At 71.4% G+C, this 17,224-nt stretch carries 1 protein-coding gene; it reads right to left on the reverse strand.

What is annotated here, in order from left to right; all coding sequences use genetic code 11:
* Positions 1 to 14: 14 nt before the first annotated feature.
* Entirely contained in the window at positions 15 to 17,222 is a 17,208-nt protein-coding gene (locus ACT2CW_RS13500; protein ID WP_445517006.1) for a type I polyketide synthase, read from the reverse strand.
* Positions 17,223 to 17,224 lie beyond the last annotated feature (2 nt).

The following is a 17,224-nucleotide window of genomic DNA, read 5'->3' on the forward strand; positions in this document are numbered from 1 at the left end:
ATCACACGTTCTCCTCACACGTTCTCCGCAAGCCAGTTGAGGACCGCTTCGGCGGCGACGCCGGCGAAATCCTCCATCATGGTGAAGTGGTCGCCGGGAACGTCGATACGGGTGAGCGTGGCGCCCCATGCCGATTCCTCGTCGTTCCCCTCCCCGGACCCCGGAAAGGATTCCTCCGCTTTCACCGTGAGAATCGGCGCGTCGATCGGCGTCGGCTCCCAGTCGGAGAAGAGGCGCAGATAGCCGCCCATCGCGGTGAGCCTGCCCTCGTCCACCACGCCGAACATCTTTTCCCGGTCGAACATCTTGCCGGACAGATTCGTCTGGATCCACGGCAGTGCCTCGCTGCGCGGCAGATAGGTGTCCAGCAGGACGACCGCCGAGGGCGCGCTGCCACGCGCCTCCAGCCGCCCGGCGACCGCCTGGGCGATCCAGCCCCCGGACGAGCGTCCGACGAGCACGAACGGCTTCTCCCCGGCACAGCGCAGCGCCGCCTCCGCCTGCATCTCCACGACGGCCTCGACGCTCGCCGGAAGCAGCTCCCCCTTGCCGAAACCGGGCTCGGGCAGCACGGAGACATCGCGGCGGCCCCGGAACCCGGCCGCGAAGCGGGCGTACTCACGCGGCCCGGAGATGGCCACCAGCGACGGGAAGCACACCAGCCCCGGCGCCGTACTGCCCTTGGAGAGCCGCACCAGCTTGGGCGGGGTGGTCAGCTCCGCCGCCGTACGGAACGACGGGCGCAGCCGGGCCGCCGCCATGAGCAACTGGGTGCCCGCCACGTACTGTTCATCGGCGCACGCCTGCCGGTACAGCTCCTCGATCGTCGAGCCGGTGGCGGCCTTGGCCGCGCCGGAAGGCGTGGCCTGATGTGCGGTTCCCGTGGCCGCCGCTTCAGCCTGGGGTGCGGAGTCCGAGGCGCCGGGGACCAGTTGGGCGCGCAGATGGGTGGCGAGCGCCGCGGGCGTGGTGTGGTCGAAGAGCAGTGTGGCGGGCAGATTGAGGCCGGTGGCGAGGTTGAGCCGGTTGCGGATCTCCACGGCAGTGAGCGAGGTGATGCCCAGCTCGAGGAAGGCGTGGTCGTCCTCCACCAGGTCCGGTGAGTCATGGCCGAGCACGGTGGCGGCATGGGTGCGCACCAGCTCGGTCAGGACCTTGGTCTGCTCCCTGGCCGGGAGCCCGGTCAGCCGCTGTCCGATCGGCTCCACTCCCCCGGCGCCGGTGGCGGAGCCGGCGGCGGCGTTGTGGGCGGCGCGCCGGGCCGGGACCCGGACCAGCCCGCGCAGCAGATGCGGTACGCCGAGGGAGGCGGCCTGCACCCGCAGCGCGGCGGTGTCGAGCCGCATGGGTACCAGGAGCGGGTGTGCGTCGGTGGTGCTTCCCGGGTGCGTGTCAGTGGCGCTCTCCGGCCGCGCGTGCGCCGTCGCCGCGTCGAAGAGCGCCAGGCCCTCCTCGGACGACAGTGCGGTCACTCCCGCCCGGTTGAGCCGTTCGACGTCGCTGTCGTCCATGTGCCCCGTCATGGCGCTGCGTTCGGCCCACAGCCCCCAGGCCAGGGAGACGGCCGGCAGCCCCCGCGCCCTGCGCCGCTGCGCCAGCGCGTCCAGGAAGGCGTTGGCCGCCGCGTAGTTGGCCTGGCCACTGCCACCGAACACGCCCGCCGCCGAGGAGAACAGCACGAACGCGGAGAGCGGCAGGTCCTCCGTCAGCTCATGGAGGTTGATGGCGGCATCGGCCTTGGGCCGCAGCACCGTGTCGACGCGCTCCGGAGTCAGCGACCCGATCACCCCGTCGTCCAGGACACCGGCCGCGTGCACCACGCCGGTCAGCGGATGTTCGGCCGGTACGGTGGCCAGCAGCCGCGCCACCGCGGCGCGGTCGGCCGTGTCGCAGGCGGCCAAGGAGACCGAGGCCCCCGACGCGGTCAGCGCGTCCACCAGTTCGGCGGCTCCGGTGGCCTCGCGGCCCCGGCGGCTGGTCAGCAGCAGATGGCGTACGCCGTGCTCGGCCACCAGGTGACGCGCCACCAGGGAGCCCAGTACCCCCGTGGCGCCGGTGATGAGGACCGTTCCCTCCGGGTCCCACAGCGGGGTGGCCGCGGGCTCGCCGTCCCGCTCCCCGGCCGACGTGGACGCGGCCGCGGGGGCCGCGTCCCGCACCCGGGCCGCCGCGACGCGGGCGGCCGGGACCCGGGCGAGCCGTGGCACGAGCACCGCGCCGCCGCGCACCGCCAGCTGCGGCTCGTCGCCCGACAGAGCCTGTGGCAGGGCGGCGAACGACGCCTCCTGGTCGTCCAGGTCGACCAGCAGGAACCGGTCGGGGTTCTCCGACTGCGCCGACCTCACGAGTCCCCACACCGCGGCGCAGGCGGGATCGGCCAGTGGCTCCCCGGGCCGCACACCGACCGCCCCACGGGTGACCAGCACCAGCCGGGACCGTCCGAACCGCTCATCCGCCAGCCACGACTGCACCAGCGCGAGCGCCCGGTGCGCCGCGGAGCGTACCGCCTCGGCGGTCGGAGAGAGGGAGGACACGGAGGCGAACACCAGGTCCGGCGCCGTTCGTCCCGCCTCGATGCCCTCTCCCAGCGCGGACAGATCCGCATACGTCTCGGCCAGGGCACCGGCCGTGCCCGCCGACTTCAGCGCCGCCGACAGCCCCGTGTCGCCCTCGGCGAGCACCGCCCAGCGGAGAGCGGAGCCGGACGACGGGGGCACCGCCACGGGTGTCGTCCACTCCAGGCTGAAAAGCGACTCGTGGAAGGCACCATGCGCCGCGCCGAGCTGGTCCCGGGCAACCGCGCGGGTGACGAGCGAGTCCACCGAGACCACCGGCCGCCCCGACTCGTCGAGCGCGGTCAGCGACACCGCGTCCGCCCCGGCCGGTGCCAGCCGCACCCGCAGCGCGGACGCGCCGGTGGCGTGCAGTGCCACGCCGCTCCAGGCGAAGGGAAGCCGGACCCGTCCGGTGCCGGACCCCTCGTCCCGACGGACGTTGCCATCGGGCTCGGGAAGGCGGACGAAGCCGCCGAAGGCCATCGCGTGCAACGCGGCGTCCAGCAGGGCCGGGTGTAGGCCGAAGCGCTCGGCGTCCTGCCCTGCCTCCTCGGCCAGTCGGACCTCGGCGAAGACCTCGTCGCCCTTGCGCCAGACGGCACGCAGCCCCTGGAAGGACGGCCCGTAGCCCAATCCGGTGCGTGCGAACCGTTCGTAGAGCCCGCCGACGTCCACCGCCTCCGCACCGGCCGGCGGCCATGCCTCGGGCTCAGTGGAGGGATCCGCCGTCGCCTCGGTGCCGCCGCTGCCGAGCACACCGGTGGCGTGCTGTGTCCAGGGGCCGTCCTCGGTCTGTGCGTACACACCGACCGAGCGCCGTCCCGCCTCATCGGGACCGCTGACGGCGATCTGGAGCCGGACCGTGCCCTGCTCGGGCAGCACCAGCGGTGCTCCCAGGGTCAGTTCGTCCACCTGGCCACAGCCGACCGCGTCACCGGCCCGCATCAGCAACTCCACGAAGGCCGTCCCCGGCAGCAGCGTGACATCCGCCACCGCGTGGTCGGCGAGCCAGGGGTGGGTACGGAGCGAGAGCCGACCGGTGAGCAGGAACCCGTCCGAGTCGGGCAGCGGCACGGCGGCCCCCAGCAACGGATGTCCGGCCGAATCCAGCCCCACCGATGCCACGTCACCGGCGGCATCCGTGGCCTCGGACTCCAGCCAGAAGTGGGTGCGCTGGAAGGCATACGTCGGCAGATCGACGCGCTTCGCGCCCGTCCCCGCGAAGAGCCGTGCCCAGTCGACGGGCGCGCCGCCCACGTACGCCTCGGCCAGGGAGGTCATGAAGCGCTCCAGACCACCTTCGTCCCGGCGCAGGGACCCGACGGCGGTGACGCGGGTGCCGTGGTCCTCGGCCGTCTGCTCCACACCCATCGTCAGGACGGGATGGGCACTGGCCTCGACGAACACCTGGAAACCGTCGCCCAGCAGGGCACGCACGGTCTCGTCGAAACGGACCGTCTGGCGCAGATTGCGGTACCAGTACCCGGCGTCCAGCTCCGTGGTGTCCTGCACACCCGCGGTGACCGTGGAGTAGAACGGCACCGACGAAGCCCGGGGGGCGATATCCGCCAGGTCCCGCAGCAACTCCTCCTCGATGTCCTCCACATGGGCGCAGTGGGAGGCGTAGTCCACGGGGATACGGCGTGCCCTGATCTCGTCCGCCTCGCATGTCGCCAGTAGCTCGTCCAGCGCGTCGGCGTCGCCGGAGACCACGACCGCCGAAGGCCCGTTCACCGCCGCCACCGACAACCGCTCACCCCACCGCCCCAGCCGCTCCCGTACGGCCTCCACCGGCAACGACACCGACACCATGCCACCCAGCCCCGACAACGCCCGCAACGCCTTGCTCCGCAAGGCCACCACGCGTGCCGCGTCCTCCAACGACAACGCACCCGCCACACACGCCGCAGCGATCTCACCCTGGGAATGGCCAATGACGGCCGCGGGCTCGACACCATACGAACGCCACAACTCCGCCAACGACACCATCACCGCCCACAACACCGGCTGCACCACATCAACCCGCTCCAACGCCACCGCATCGCCGAGCACATCCACCAACGACCAGTCCACGAACGGCGCCAACGCCGCCGCACACTCCGCGATCCGCTCCGCGAACACCGGAGACGACTCCAGCAGCCCCGCCGCCATTCCCACCCACTGCGACCCCTGACCAGGGAAGACAAAGGCCGCACGGGCGTCGGAGCCGGCCACGGATCCGCGCACCACGCCCGACACCTCGCGGCCCTCGGCCAGCGCGGTCAGGCCGCTGACGAGCGCGGTACGGTCACCGCCCAGCACCACCGCCCGACGCTCGAACGCCGCCCGCGTGGTGACCAGCGACAGACCGATGTCCGCCACCGCCGGGCCGGTCTCCCCGGCCACGAGCGAGAGGAGGCGCCCGGCCTGCTCACGCACACCGGCATCCGACTTCGCCGACAGCACCCACGGCACCACGGCGGGCGCCAACTCCCCTTCCGGCCCGGAGTTTTCACCCTCAGTCGACGACGCCTCCTCAAGGATGATGTGCGCATTCGTGCCGCTGAGGCCGAAGGACGAGACGCCCGCCCGGCGTGGGCGGCCGGTCTCGGGCCAGGGCCTGGCCTCGGTGAGGAGTTCGACGGCTCCAGCCGTCCAGTCGATGTGCGTCGACGGTTCGTCGACGCCCAGCGTCTGCGGCAGCAGACCATGCCGCATGGCGAGCACCATCTTCATGATGCCCGCGACACCGGCCGCGGCCTGGGTGTGTCCGATGTTGGACTTGATCGAGCCGAGCCACAGGGGCTGGTCGTCGGCGCGTTCCCGGCCGTACGTGGCCAGCAGCGCCTGCGCCTCGATCGGATCGCCCAGCGTCGTACCCGTACCGTGTGCCTCGACCGCGTCCACCTCGGCGGCCGACAGCCGCGCGTTCGCCAGGGCCGCCCGGATCACCCGCTGCTGTGAGGGGCCGTTGGGCGCGGTGAGCCCGTTGCTGGCACCGTCCTGGTTGACGGCGGAGCCACGTACCACCGCCAGCACCGGGTGACCGTTGCGCCGCGCGTCCGACAGCCGTTCCAGCAGCAGCATGCCGACGCCCTCGCCCCAGCCCGTGCCATCGGCGGCCGCCGCGAACGGCTTGCACCGGCCGTCCGGCGCCAGTCCGCGCTGACGGCTGAACTCCACGAAGGTGGCGGGGGTGGACATCACCGCCACTCCGCCCGCCAGCGCCAGCGAGCACTCGCCCTGCCGCAGCGCCTGCGCGGCCAGGTGCAGTGCCACCAGCGACGACGAACACGCGGTGTCGATGGTCACGGCCGGACCCTCGAGACCGAAGGTGTAGGCGACCCGCCCCGATGCGATGCTTCCGGACCCACCCGTGGCGAGGTAGCCCTCGGCACCCTCGGGGACGCTCCGGAGCTGCGATCCGTAGTCGTGGTACATCAGCCCCGCGAAGACACCGGTCGCGCTGCCCCGAAGGGTCGTCGCGTCGATCCCGGCCCGCTCGAACGCCTCCCACGACGTCTCCAGCAGCAGCCGCTGCTGCGGATCCATCGCCAGCGCCTCACGCGGCGAGATGCCGAAGAACGCCGGGTCGAACTCGCCCGCGGTGTGCAGGAAGCCGCCCTCCCGCGCATAGCTCTTGCCGTCCGCCTCCGGGTCGGGGTCGTACAGCCCCGCCACATCCCAGCCACGGTTGACGGGGAAGCCGGAAATGGCGTCGTCACCCGCCGCGAGCAGGCGCCACAGGTCCTCCGGGGACCGGGCGCCGCCAGGGAATCGGCAGGCCATGCCGACGATCGCCACCAGGTCGTCACCGGTGTCCACCGTGCTGGTGGGCAGGGCGGGATGGACGGGATGTACGCGGTCGTCCCCGTCGGTCAGCTCCTGGTGGAGATGGCGGGCCAGGGCGATGGGATTCGGATAGTCGAACACCAGCGTGGCCGTGAGACGCAGTCCGGTGGCCGTGCCCAGGCGGTTGCGCAGCTCCACCGCCGTCAGCGAGTCGAAGCCGAAATCCTTGAAGGCGCGGCCCGGCTCCACCGCAGCCGCCCCACCATGTCCGAGCACCGAGGCCACGCAGCGCCGCACCAGGTCCAGTACCAGGCGTTCGCCGTCCTCATCCGACGACGCCGCGGCGAGCCGTTCCCGCAGGTCACCCGCGGCCACGGTGCCCTCCGCCGCGGCCCGGCGCGCCATCGGGCGCACCAACTCCCGCATGATGTACGGCACTTCGCCGTCGGCGCCACGCGCCTTGGCCGGGTCAAGCCGCATCGGGATGACCACGGGCAGCTCCCCGGCACACCCCGCGTCGAACAGGGCCAGTCCCTCCTCGGGCGACAGACCGTCCACTCCGGCCCGGCCCATGCGGCGCACATCCGCCTCGGCCAGCCCGCCGGCCATTCCGTCGCGCTCGTCCCACAAACCCCAGGCGAGGGACAGGCCGGGCAGCCCCGAGGCGCGGCGGTACCGTATCAGGGCGTCGAGGAAAGCGTTGGCGGCCGCGTAGTTGGCCTGTCCGGCCGTGCCGAAGGTCCCGGCGGCCGAGGAGAACACCACGAACGCCGACAGGTCCACTGCCTCGGTCAGCTCGTGCAGCGTGATGGCCGCGTCCATCTTCGGGCGCAGCACCGCGTCCACGCGCTCCGGTGTCAGCGACGCGATGACGCCGTCGTCGAGCACCCCTGCCGTGTGGACCACTCCGCGCAGCGGATGTGCTTCGGAGACACCCTTCACGGCGGCGGTCAGGGCGTCCCAGTCGGCCACGTCGCAGGCGGCCCAGCTGACCGACGCGCCCGCCGCCACCAGGTCGTCCTCCAACGCGCGGGCGCCGGGGGCGTCCGCGCCGCGACGGCTCACCAGCAGCAGATGGCGTACGCCGCGCTCGGCCACAAGGTGGCGGGCGACCAGCCCGCCCAGCGTGCCGGTGGCGCCGGTCACCAGGACCGTGCCTTCCGCGTCCCACACCACCGAGCGCACCGTCGAGGCCACCGTCGAGCGCACCGTCGAGTGCGTCGCGGCTTCGGCTGAGGTCGGGGTGGTCCCAGTGGTCCGCACTCGACCCAGGCGGGGCGCGAACAGCCGCCCTCCGCGCACGGCCACCTGGGGTTCGCCACTCGCCGCGGCCGCGGACAGCAGGGAGAGGACCTCGGGGTTCAGTGGCCGACGCCCGGGCTCGTGCTCCGGTTCCCGGTCCCCACCGTCCAGGTCGACCAGGACGAACCGATCCGGGTGCTCGGTCTGCGCGGTCCGTACCAGACCCCATACGGCTGCCGCCGCGAGATCCACCACGGCCTTGTCGTTCTGGCCGCCCTCGACGCCCTCGACGCCCTCGACGGTCACCGCGCCATGTGTGGCGATCACCAGCCGCGATCCGGCGAACCGCTCCTCGGCCAGCCATCCCCGCACCAGCTCCAGCGCCCGATGGATCACATCCCGTATCGCGTCGCCGTCAGTGGTGGGTACGGACGGGGGCACACACACCACCGCCGGAGGCACGGCCTCTTCGGCGCCGATCGCCTCACCGAATGCCGCTATGTCGTGCCAGTCGACGCCGTCCAGCGGCGTCGCATCGGCCACGGCGCTCTCCACCGGCGCCTCGGCGCCCGCGCTCGCGCCCGGCAGAAGGTTCCAGTTCAGCTGGAAGAGGGACTGCTGCACCGCACCACGCGCCGCGTTGACCTGCTCGGGGGAGACTGGGCGCGTCGCCAGCGAGTCCACCGTGGCCACCGGCGCACCGGTCCCATCCATCACCTCCATCGACAGCGCCATGCCATCGGGGCCGGTGAGGGTGATGCGTACGCGGAGCATGGCGGCGCCCGCCGCGTACACCGACACCCCGCTCCATGAGAAGGGCAGCCGGATCTCCTCCGACGTGCCGGTGGCCGCAGCGCCGACAGCGTGCAGGGCGGCGTCCAGCAAGGCCGGGTGGAGGCCGAAGCGGCGCGGGTCCTGCTCCGCCTCGTCGTCCAGGGCGACCTCGGCGAACACCTCGCTCCCGCGCCGCCACACGCCACGCAGCCCCTGGAACACCGGCCCGTACCGCAGCCCCGTTTCGGCAAGCCGCTCGTAGTGCCCGTCCAGCACCACGGGTTCGGCATCCCTCGGCGGCCATACGGAGTCGGAGAGCGCGGTGCGGGCGGAGGTCGACGGCTCGGGCGCGACGCTGCCCGTCGCATGCCGAAGCCACGGCCCTTCCCCGCCGTCCTCGCGTGAGTGCACGGTCAGCGCCCGGCGCCCCGAGTCGTCGGCGTCGGAGACCGTCACCCTGATCTGTACGCCACCGTGTTCGGGCAGGACCAGCGGTGCCTCGAGCGTCAGCTCATCCAGTCGGGCGCATCCGACGCGGTCGCCCGCGTGCAGCGCCAACTCGACGAACGCCGTCCCCGGCAGCATCACCGCGCCCAGCACCTCATGGTCGGCCAGCCAGGCGTGCGTACGCGCGGACAGCCGGCCGGTGAACAGACATCCGTCCGAGTCGGGCAGCGTCACCGCGGCGCCAAGCAGCGGATGCTCCGCGGAACCGAGCCCCGCCGAGGCCACGTCCGCTGTGGTCGCGGCCGATTCCAGCCAGTACCGCTCCCGCTGGAAGGCATACGTGGGCAGCTCGACGGTCCGGGGGCGTGCCGGTGCGAGCAAGGCCGCCCAGTCCACGAAGCGACCCCGGACATGGATCTGAGCCAGCGCTTCGAGCAGCGAGGCGGCCTCATCACGACCGGTCCGCAGGGCCGGTGCGAAGGTGGCGTCGGGAGCGCACTCCTGGCCCATCCCGGACAGGACACCGTCCGGGCCCAGCTCCAGATGGGTCGTGGCGCCCTGGTCCACCAGGCTCTTCACCCCATCGGCGAAGCGCACGGTCTCGCGGACGTGCCGCACCCAGTACTCGGCGGAGCACAGCGCCTCGGGGTCAGCGATCAGGCCCGTCACGTTGGACACGACGGGGATGCGGGGAGGCGCGTACGACAGCCCCTCGGCCACCTGCCGGAACTCCGCCAGCATCGGCTCCATCAGGGGTGAGTGGAAGGCGTGGGAGACGCGCAGCCGCTTGGTCTTGACCCCTTGAGCCTCAAACTGCCCGGCGACCTCCGTCACCGCCTCCTCCGCCCCGGAGATCACGGTCGAGTACGGACCGTTGACCGCGGCCACGCTCACCTCGGCTTCGCGACCGGCCAGGAGCGGCAGTACGTCGGCCTCGGCGGCCTGCACCGACACCATCACCCCACCCGGGGGCAGCGCTTGCATCAACCGCCCACGAGCCGCCACCAACACACACGCATCCGCAAGCGACAACACACCCGCCACATGCGCCGCCACCAGCTCACCGATCGAATGCCCGGCCACGAAGTCCGGCCGTACGCCCCACGACTCGATCAACCGGAACAGCGCCACCTCCACCGCAAACAACCCACACTGGGTATACGCGGTCTCATCCAGCCCCGCCACGTCCCCACGTATCACCTCCCGCAGCGGACGCTCCAACACCCCGTCGAACTGCCCACACACCTCATCGAAGGCATCGGCAAACACCGGGAACGCCTCATACAGCCCCTGGCCCATCCCGACCCGCTGACTGCCCTGACCCGAGAACACCACCGCCAACTTGCCCGGCACCACCAAGCCCCGGACCACGCCCGGCGCCGGGTCACCGATCGACAGCGCCTCCAGCCCATCGACAAGACCAGCCCGATCACCGGCCAGCACCACGGCACGATGCTCAAACGCACTACGCGTCGTCGCCAACGACAGCGCCACATCCACGAGCGGCAGCTCCGACCGCTCCCCCGCGAACGACGCCAACCGACTCGCCTGCGCCCGCAGCGCGGGTTCGGACCGTCCCGAGACCACCCACGGCACCACCGAGGACGTCAACGCCCTTGGCTGGTTGGGGGTTTCGGCATCGTGCAGCGCCGTCGGCGCCTGCTCCAGGATGACGTGTGCGTTGGTGCCGCTGATGCCGAACGACGACACACCCGCACGCCGCGGACGGCCCGTCTCCGGCCACTCCACCGCATCCGTCAACAGCTCCACCGCACCCGCCGACCACTCCACATGCGGCGACGGCTCATCGACATGCAGCGTCTTCGGCAGTACGCCGTGCCGCATCGCGAGCACCATCTTCATGACGCCCGCGACACCGGCAGCCGCCTGCGTATGGCCGATGTTCGACTTGATCGCACCCAGCCACAGCGGCCGGTCCTCGGCCGCCCGCTCCTGCCCGTACGTCGCCAGCAACGCCTGCGCCTCAATCGGATCGCCCAGCTTCGTCCCCGTACCGTGCGCCTCCACCGCGTCCACCTCGGCGGCCGACAGCCGAGCGCTCTCCAACGCCGCCCGGATCACCCGCTGCTGCGACGGACCATTCGGTGCCGCCAGCCCATTGCTCGCACCGTCCTGGTTCACCGCAGAACCACGCACCACCGCCAGCACCCGGTGGCCGTTCCGCCGCGCATCCGACAGCCGCTCCAGGAGCAGCACCCCCGCGCCCTCGGAGAACCCGGTGCCGTCCGCCGCTCCCGCGAAGGCCCTGCACCGCCCGTCCGCCGACAGCCCGCGCTGCCAGCTGAACTCCACGAACAGCCCCGGTGTCGACATCACCGTCACACCACCCGCGAGCGCGAGTGAGCACTCACCCCGCCGCAGCGCCTGCGTGGCCAGATGCAACGCCACCAGCGACGAGGAACAAGCGGTGTCCACCGTGACCGCCGGGCCCTCGAAACCAAAGGTGTAGGAGACCCGGCCCGAGACGATGCTGCCCGCGCTGGGGGCACCGGGGCCACCGCCCGGGCCCTGCAACAGCCCGTAGTCGTGGTGCATCACACCGGCGAAGACCCCGGTCTGGCTGCCACGCAGGGTCGCCGGGTCGATCCCGCCCCGCTCCAGCGCCTCCCACGACGTCTCCAGCAGCAGCCGCTGCTGCGGATCCATCGCCAACGCCTCACGGGGCGAGATCCCGAAGAACGCCGGATCGAAGTCGCCCGCGTCATAGAGGAAGCCGCCCTCGCGGGCATAGCTCTTCCCCGCGGCGTCCGGGTCCGGGTCGTACAGCCCCTCCACATCCCAGCCACGGTCGTCCGGGAAGGCGGAGATGGCATCCGTACCGCGCTCCAGGAGCTGCCACAGCTGCTCCGGCGTCCGCACCCCACCGGGGAAACGGCAGCTCATCGCCACGATCGCGATGGGCTCGTCATGGGTGGCGAGCGCGCCCGTACCGGCGGCATCCGAGGGGGAGACCGACAGGGTGGCGCCCTGGTACGCCTCGGCCAGCTCGGAGCGCAGCCGGCGGGCGATCACCTCGGGAGTGGGGTAGTCGAAGACGAGGGTGGCGGGCAGGCGCAGCCCGGTGGCCGTGTTCAGCCGGTTGCGCAGCTCCACGGCGGTCAGCGAGTCGAACCCGAGCTCCTTGAACGCGCGCCCCACCTCGATGGAGTCCGCCCCCGCGTGTCCAAGCACCTCGGCGACGTGGGTGCACACCAGGTTCAGCAGGGCTTCGTGCTGTTCGTCCGCCGACAGGGGCGCAAGCCGCCGCCACAGTTCCGACTCGCCCGCGCCATCGCTCGACGGCCGTACGGTACGGCGTGCGGGAACGGACAGCAGATCGCGGAGCAGGGCGGGCATCGCACCGGACGCCGCCTGAGCACGGAGCGCCGGGAGGTCCAGACGTATGGGCAACAGGACGGGCTGCGCCATGGTCCCGGAAACGTCGAACAGTTCAAGGCCCTCTTCCGACGTCAGCGGGTCGATGCCGCCGCGCCGCATGCGCCGCACGTCCTCGTCGGCCAGGTGCCCCGTCATCCCACTGCGCTCGGCCCAGAACCCCCAGGCCAGCGAGACGGCTGGCAGGCCGAGCGCGCGTCGGTGGGCCGCCAGGGCATCGACGTAAGCGTTCGCCGCGGCGTAGTTGCCCTGCCCGGCGCCGCCGAACGTGCCGGCCGCGGAGGAGAACACCACGAAGGCAGTCAGGTCCAGGTCGCGGGTCAGTTCGTGCAGGTGGAAGGCGGCATCGACCTTGGGGCGGAGCACCGTGTCGATACGCTCGGGAGTCAGGGTTTCGATGACGCCGTCGTCCAGCACACCGGCCGCATGCACCACACCACGCAACGGACGATCCACCGGAATACGCGCCAGCACGCCCGCCAACGCCTCACGGTCGGAGACATCACAGGCCACCACGGCCACCGACGCGCCCAACTCCGCAAGCTCAGCCTCCAACTCCGCCACACCAGCGGCCTCCCGACCCCGCCGAGAGACCAACACCAAATGCCGCACCCCACACGCGGCCACCAAATGCCGCGCCACCAAACCACCCAACGTGCCGGTAGCACCGGTCACCAGCACCGTGCCCTCGGAATCCCACACAAAGCCCGACCCCACTCCCTCAACGGAAGCGGAAGCGGAAGCCGCAGGAGCAACGGCACGCGCCAGCCGAGGCACCAGGACCTTCCCCGAACGGACGGCCACCTGAGGCTCCCCGCACCCCAGCGCCGCTCGGAGCACACCGGACGACACCGGTACGTCATCCACGTCCACCAGAACGAACCGATCCGGATGCTCAGCCTGCGCCGACCGCACCAAACCCCACACCGCAGCCGCCGCCACATCCGGCACACCCTCACCCGACACAGCCGCCACCGCACCCCGCGTCACCACCACCAACCGCGAACCGGCAAACCGCTCCTCCCCCAACCACTCCCGCACCAAGCGCAGGGCACGATGGGCCATCCTCCGTGCCTCGGCCGGGTCGCCGGCGCGGGCTCCGGAGTCGGCCTCGAAGGAGACCAGAACGGTGTCGGGAGTGGCCGCACCGTCATTCATGGCCTGGCTCAGCTCCGCCAGTTCCGGATACGTGGTGTCATCCGCCCCGCTCAAGGCGTCAAGGTGCGGCACCATGCTTCCGAGCAACGCCCACCGGCCCGTGGTCGCGGGGGCTTCATCCTGGGCGGGAACCTCACGCCATGTGGTGTGGAACAGCGCGTCATGTGTCACGTTCCGCGTTGCCCGGAGCTGCTCAGGGGTCACCGTACGGGTCACCAGCGACGCCACCGAGGCCACCGGCGCCCCGGTGGTGTCGGCGACGAGGAGCGAGACCGCATCCGGTCCGGCGGGAGCGAGCCGTACACGGAGGGTGTCCGCGCCCGTCGCGTACAGGGAGACACCGCTCCAGACGAACGGAAGTCCGGGGCCCGGGCGAGAGGAGTCCGCTTCCGAGTCGTCCCCTCCCAATGCCGCGGTGTGCAGTGCGGCATCGAGGAGAGCCGGATGCAGACCGAAGCGGCCCGCTTCCGCCCGCTGCTCCTCCCCAAGCGCCACCTCGGCAAACACCTCATCACCACGACGCCACGCAGCCCGCACCCCCTGAAACACCGGCCCATACTCCAAACCCACACCAGCCAACCGCTCATACACCCCACCCACATCCACCGCCACCGCATCAGCAGGAGGCCACACACTCAACTCCTCCTCCACCACCGGAACATCAGCCGACAACACCCCCGACGCATGCCGCGTCCACACCCCCTCACCCTCACCCTCCACCTGTGAAAACACACCCACCACACGCCGACCCACCCCATCCGGCGCACCCACCGACACCTGCACCCGCACCCCACCGCTCTCAGGCACCACCAACGGCGCCTCCAACGTCAACTCCTCCAACCACCCACACCCCACCCCATCACCCGCACGCAACACCAACTCCACCAACGCCGCCCCCGGCACCACCACCACACCCCACACCGCATGATCAGCCAACCAACCATGCGAAACCAACGACAACCGCCCCGTCAACAACACCCCATCCCCACCCGCCAACCCCACCACCGCACCCAACAACGGATGATCAGCCGAACCCAAACCAAGCCCAGCCGCCGCACCCTCGCTGACGGCCACACCCGCGGACTCCAGCCAGTACCGCTCCCGCTGGAAGGCATACGTGGGCAGCTCAACGCGACGCGCACCCGTCCCCGCGAACATCCGAGCCCAGTCGACAGCGGCACCCCCCACATACGCCTCGGCCACGGACGTCAGGAAGCGATCCAGGCCACCTTCGTCGCGGCGCAGTGAACCGACCGCAGTGATGCGAGTGCCGTGGTCCTCGGCCGTCTGCTCCACACCCATCGTCAGCACCGGATGGGCACTGGCCTCAACGAACACCTGGAAACCGTCGGCCAGCAGCGCGCGCACGGTCTCGTCGAAGCGCACGGTCTGGCGCAGATTGCGGTACCAGTACCCGGCGTCCAGCTCGGTCGTATCGAGCACTCCACCGGTCACCGTCGAATAGAACGGCACCGACGACGACCGAGGAGCGATCCCCGCCAGAGCCTGCCGAAGCTCGCCCTCAATGGCCTCCACATGAGCGCAGTGCGAGGCGTAATCCACCGGAACGCGCCGCGCCCGGACCCCCTCCGCCTCACACGCGGCCAGCAACTCCTCCAACGCATCGCCATCGCCGGACACCACGACCGCCGACGGCCCATTCACCGCCGCCACCGACAACCGCTCACCCCACCGACCCAACCGCTCCCGCACCTCACCCACGGACAGCGACACCGACACCATCCCGCCCAACCCCGACAACGCCCGCAACGCCCTACTCCGCAACGCCACCACCCGCGCCGCATCCTCCAACGACAACGCACCCGCCACACACGCCGCCGCAATCTCACCCTGCGAATGCCCCACCACCGCCGAAGGCTCCACACCAAACGAACGCCACAACTCAGCCAACGACACCATCACCGCCCACAACACCGGCTGCACCACATCAACCCGCCCCAACGCCACCGCATCACCGAGCACATCCACCAGCGACCAGTCCACGAACGGCGCCAACGCCGCCGCACACTCACCCAACCGCTCCGCGAACACCGGCGACGACTCCAACAACCCCACAGCCATCCCCACCCACTGCGCCCCCTGACCAGGAAAGACCAACACCGCACGGCCATCACCACCCACCACCACACCCCGCACCAACCCCGGAGCAGACCCGCCCTCAACCACCGCACCCAAACCCTCGACCAAAGCCCCAGGGTCCGACCCCAACACCACCGCACGATGCTCAAACGCACTACGCGTCGTCGCCAGCGAGAACCCGACATCAATCAGGGTCGTATCCGGCCGCGCCTCCAGGTGGGCGAGCAGCCCCTCGGCCTGGGCACGCAGCGCGCTCTCGGACTTCCCCGAGACCAGCCACGGGACGATGCCGGAGGGCAGTTGCCCTGTCTCCTCCGGCGCTTCGCCCTCCGGGTCGGCCGGAGGCTCCTGCTCCAGGATGATGTGTGCGTTGGTGCCGCTGATCCCGAAGGACGAGACACCCGCCCGGCGGGGCTCGTCGCCCTCCGGCCACGGTGTGGCCTCGGTGAGCAGCCTGACCCCGCCCGCCGACCAGTCCACATGGGGCGACGGCTCGTCGACATGCAGGGTCCGCGGCAGCAGCCCGTGCCGCATCGCCTGGACCATCTTGATGACACCGGCCACGCCCGCCGCCGCCTGCGTATGACCGATGTTGGACTTGATGGAGCCGAGCCACAGCGGCCGCTCCTCGGGCCGCTCCTGCCCGTACGTGGCCAGCAGCGCCTGCGCCTCGATCGGGTCGCCCAGCGTCGTACCCGTGCCATGCGCCTCGACGGCGTCCACCTGCTTGGCGGAGAGTTTCGCGTCGGCCAGGGCCTGGCGGATCACCCGCTGCTGGGACGGGCCGTTGGGGGCGGTAAGGCCGTTGCTCGCGCCGTCCTGGTTGATGGCGGAGCCGCGCACCACCGCCAGCACCGGGTGGCCGTTGCGGCGCGCGTCCGACAGCCGCTCCAGCAACAGCATGCCCACGCCCTCGCCCCAGCCCGTACCGTCCGCGGCCGCCGCGAACGGCTTGCACCTTCCGTCAGCCGCCAGACCGCGCTGGCGGCTGAACTCCACGAAGGTTCCGGGGGTGGACATCACCGTGACGCCGCCCGCGAGGGCGAGTGTGCACTCCTGTCGCCGAAGGGCCTGACCGGCCCAGTGCAGCGCCACCAGGGACGAGGAGCACGCCGTGTCAACAGTGACCGCCGGGCCCTCGAGGCCCAGGGTGTAGGCCACCCGACCGGAGGCGATACTGCCCGCGGTGCCATTGCCCAGGTAGCCCTCCACACCTGCGGGCAGGGAGGTCAGACCGGTGCCGTAGTCGTGGTACATCACACCGGTGAAGACACCGGTCTTGCTTCCCCGCGCCGACTCCGGGTCGATACCGGCCCGCTCGAACGCCTCCCAAGCCGTCTCCAGCAGCAGCCGCTGCTGGGGGTCGGTGGCGAGGGCCTCGCGTGGGGACATCCCGAAGAACGCCGGGTCGAATTCACCGGCGCCGTGCAGGAATCCGCCCTCACGCGCATAGCTCTTGCCGACCGCGCCCGGGTCGGGGTCGTACAGACCCTCCACGTCCCAGCCGCGGTCCTCGGGGAAGCCCGAGATGGCGTCCTCGCCGGCGGCCACCGACCGCCACAGCTCCTCGGGCGAGCGCAGCCCGCCCGGGTAGCGGCAGCTCATCGCCACGATCGCGATCGGCTCGTGGTCCGCGGATTCCGCTTCCTGGAGGCGCTGACGCGTCTGGTGGAGTTCGGCAATGACTCGCTTGAGGTAATCCCGGAGTTTGTCTTCGTTGCTCATCGCGCTTTCCCAATCACAAGGCTGTCGGCAGATTGCGGAGGGGTATTGCCTCAGAT

This window comes from Streptomyces sp. NEAU-174, from assembly GCF_052665095.1.